The 879-nt window shown below is 75.4% G+C and carries 1 protein-coding gene; it reads right to left on the reverse strand.

All coding sequences use genetic code 11. The annotated features are described in order from the left end of the window. Positions 1 to 879, reverse strand: an 879-nt coding sequence (locus K206_RS38670) for a thioesterase domain-containing protein (RefSeq protein WP_043366887.1), incomplete at both ends; no start/stop codon positions are given.

Here is an 879-nt window from a genome sequence, read left to right on the forward strand (position 1 = left end):
AAAATCGGCCAGCGCGGCCCGCCAGCGCGGCGCCGGCGCCGTGGCGCCGGCATCCGGCTGCGGCACGAACGGATCGACCAGCACCAGCCACTGCACCTGCTGGCCCTGCGCCTCCAGCTCGCGCGCCATCAGCGTGGCCAGCGTGGCGCCGAGCGACCAGCCCAGCAGCAGGTAAGGCCCCTGCGGCCGCGCCGCGCGCAGTTCGCGCACGTAGTCGCGCGCCATCGCCTCCAGCGAGGCGTCGCGCCAGTCCGGGTCCAGCAGCATGCGCGACTGCAGGCCGTAGACGGCGCGCCCGGCGCCGAGGCGGCGTGCGATCTCGTCGTAGTCGAACAGCGTGCCCAGCGCCGCGTGGACGCAGCACAGCGGCGCCGGCGCGGCGCCGGCCGGGCCTTGCGCCAGCACGCGCAGCGCGGCCGGCGGCGTGGCGCCGGCCACCGGCGCGGCGGCGGCGTCCGGCAGCAGCTCGCCGATGGTCGGCGTGCGCATCAGGTCGCGCAGCTTCAGCGCCAGCCCCAGCGCCTTGTTGGCGCGCACGCGCGAAATCACCTTGAGGCTCAGCAGCGAGTCGCCGCCCAGCTCGAAGAAATGGTCGTCCAGCCCGACCCGCTCCACGCCCAGCACCTCCTGCCATACCTGCGCCAGCCAGCGCTGTGCCTCCGTGCGCGGCGCCACGTAGGGCCGCTCGCCCTCGGCGGCGGGCGTGGGCAGCGCGCGGCGGTCTAGCTTGCCGTTGGGTGTGAGCGGCAGCGCGGCGAGCGCGACGAAGGCGGCGGGGACCATGTAGTCGGGCAGTTGCTCGGCCAGCGCCGCGCGCAACGACGCTATGTCGATGGTGCTGCCTTCCGCTGGCGCGACATAGGCAGCAAGCCGTGCGCC

The sequence above is a fragment of the Cupriavidus sp. WS genome (assembly GCF_000395345.1).
Lineage (GTDB): Bacteria > Pseudomonadota > Gammaproteobacteria > Burkholderiales > Burkholderiaceae > Cupriavidus > Cupriavidus basilensis_B.